General features: G+C 59.9%; 1 protein-coding gene and 1 tRNA gene. One reads left to right on the top strand and one right to left on the bottom strand.

The genetic code is table 11. The annotated features are described in order from the left end of the window. Positions 1 to 527 precede the first annotated feature (527 nt). Positions 528 to 599 (bottom strand) — tRNA-Gly (locus SIAM614_RS30370). A 1029-nt stretch (positions 600 to 1628) separates the two neighbouring features. On the opposite strand from SIAM614_RS30370, the gene SIAM614_RS30365 reads away from it, so the two are divergent. Further along, on the top strand, positions 1629 to 2223 hold a 595-nt coding region (locus SIAM614_RS30365), incomplete at its 3' end, for a phage integrase N-terminal domain-containing protein (RefSeq protein WP_006940663.1).

Below are 2223 nucleotides of genomic sequence, written 5' to 3'. Positions count from 1 at the left end.
TAAAAACCCAAAGGAAATGCGATAAACAACGGCCACGCTTTTTTGTGGTCGAAATCATAGAGCGAATAGGAAATCCAAATTGCTATGAGCACCGATATGCCAAATATCGCGACCCCGATAAGGAAGCCGACCCAGCCCGAGGGAGGTTTGGTGTAATTTTCCTGCAACTGCATTGCTAAGCCCCCTTCGTTTCATTGATGCACCCAATTTTGACGGGGGTGCAAGTCCCTTGCACCCCTGCCACGTGGCGAACGCGGGGGGCAGAGTGTCAAGGGGTTGGTGCGGCCCGCAGCCCAAGGGGCGAGGACACGGCCCCTTGACACGGCGTTGGGGGCAGCGCCCCCAGGTTCATCCCAACTTCTTGGGGTGATGCCGGCGCCGGCAGAGCTGCGCCGGCACAAAATACTGTGCGCCGGCAACGGCACACAGCAACCACCCATGGGCGGGGTATTACAAAACAAGCATCCCCTTGCGCCTCGGTGCGGTCGGGTACAATGGCAAGAGCGTGGGCAAGCGGCATTGATAGGAGCGCCAGACGGGGGTCGAACCCGCATCTCCCGGGTCGGAAACCGGGCACTCTGCCATTGAGCTACTGACGCACGGGAGGGCGTCACCCGGCCGCCAACCGAAGGCGACAAGGGGTGCTTTCCATTAAAGGGTGGGGGTGGTAACATAATACCGGGTCGGAAACCGGGAGAAACGCATCGCTATCAGCGGTGCGTTTTCATTTTCAGACCTGGTTTGTCTCCGCAAAAGAGTGTCGCCGTGAAGCGGCGAGCACCGGCCCGGCATCCACTGGATGCCACTAGCGGTGGGGCTTCTCTTGCCGTTTGAGCGGTTGGGTGAGCATCGCGAATCCAGCCCGAGAACGGCAAAGGCGGGATTCCATCCCGCTGCGGTCGCCAGGCCGCAAAAGCAGGGTGCGGGGCTGCAAGCCCTGCTGGCCGACTGAGACGGCCAAGGGGCGGGTTTGGGAGGGACACCCTCCCAATGGGGCCGCAGCAACCGTTGCAAGGCCACCACAGGGCCGGGCAGAGCCCCAGCCCTGTCACTACCGCTTGCCAGGTAGTGACAGGGCGAACGTCTTTCAGCCGTCGCCACTGATGGGCACTGCATTAGCCAAGAAAACCGGGGGCTTCGGCCGATACTGTCAGCAAATGTTAGTCGCGCTGGCCTGTCCCCGCATAAGTGCTCGGTGAGTGCTACGCGGCACTCACTGGAACCAGTGCGCGACATCACGGCCATGCTTGGCCGCAACTTTTGAAAGGAACTCTAACGATGAAATACAGAACCGCAGAGCATGGCATGACCATGCCGCAAATCCAGTTGCGGGGGGAGGCCCCTGCTCAAATACCAAACAACAAACCAACAGGTATGCACGGCCCCACGGGCACGGCGCTGGACAGCCCACGGAGGCGACCAAAACGAAAGGAATTCACGACCTGAAGGCCGTAATTGAGACGGCGGCCGTTGGCCGCGAATTTCCACCCCAAACGATTGGAGACACTAGGGACCGGAAGAGTACGTTTAGCTAACCGAAATACCGACCCTCGGAAGCTCTCCGGAGCTTCAGCGGCCCGCCTGACATGGCACCGTCTGGTCATTAAAACTTACCGAAAGACATAAGCATGAGGAGCTTAAACCTTGACCTGAAGAACCTGACCCGCCGATGCGTGGAGGGATCACATGCCACGCAAGCCATACGGGCGCGGGGCCTTCAACAGATAGCCGATGAGCTGCATGAGCTGGGTTACAAAGTGAAGGCCGCGCGCAACCTGGCCCCCAAGCACGTACACGCCCTTGTTGGAAGCTGGAAGGCCTCGGGCATCAGTGATGCCACGATACGCAATCGGCTCGGCTGGGTGCGCTGGTGGTCTGAGAAGGTGGGTAAGGCTTCTTTGCTCCCAAAATCGAACGATATTTTCGGCCTGTCGCCACGTGAGAAATTCAGCGGCAACAAGGCTCAAGAATTGACGCGGGATGTGCTCGATGCGCTTGACCCGCGTGTGAGCCTGGCGTTGCAGGCTGAGCGCCTTTTCGGGCTTCGCCGTGAAGAGGCTTTGAAGATGCGGCCGCGCACCGCAGACCAGGGCAACCGCCTGGTGCTGCAACCAAGCTGGACGAAAGGCGGCCGTTACCGCGAAATTCCCGTGTGGCATGAGAGGCAGCGGCAGCTACTCGACGACCTGCACCGGGTATGTGGTGACGGGTGTTTGATTGGCC

Source organism: Roseibium aggregatum IAM 12614, assembly GCF_000168975.1.
Taxonomy (GTDB): domain Bacteria; phylum Pseudomonadota; class Alphaproteobacteria; order Rhizobiales; family Stappiaceae; genus Roseibium; species Roseibium aggregatum.
Note: the sequence above shows the minus strand (reverse complement) of the source record. Positions and strands in the feature narration are given on the sequence as shown.